The sequence below is a fragment of the Microcoleus sp. BR0-C5 genome (assembly GCF_036705045.1).
Lineage (GTDB): Bacteria > Cyanobacteriota > Cyanobacteriia > Cyanobacteriales > Microcoleaceae > Microcoleus.
Genome location: NZ_JAUBTR010000019.1, coordinates 103,274 through 103,643, shown reverse-complemented (window position 1 = coordinate 103,643; position 370 = coordinate 103,274). Strand labels below are relative to the sequence as shown.

At 47.6% G+C, this 370-nt stretch carries 1 protein-coding gene; it reads left to right on the top strand.

The window, feature by feature from the left end; translation table 11 throughout:
- Window positions 1-370 (top strand): hypothetical protein (locus tag QUB08_RS12005; protein WP_333224920.1); only part of this gene is annotated, 370 nt, incomplete at both ends.

Here is a 370-nt window from a genome sequence, read left to right as displayed (position 1 = left end):
ATACCACAAACCGTAACAGTCACCGCTGTTAATGACACATTAGTCGAAGGAAACCATACTGGAACTATTACTCATACAGCCACTTCAACGGATACAAATTATAGCGGAATTACCGTACCTTCAGTCACAGCTAATATCACTGATAACGATATTACCCCAACACCTACACCAACTCCTACCGCAACTCCTACAGAAACTCCTACACCCACACCAATTCCGACAGCAACTCCGACACCAGAGGTAACACCAACTCCCACACCAATTCCGACAGCAACTCCGACACCAGAGGTAACACCAACTCCCACACCAATTCCGACAGCAACTCCGACACCAGAGGTAACACCAACTCCCACACCAATTCCGACAGCAA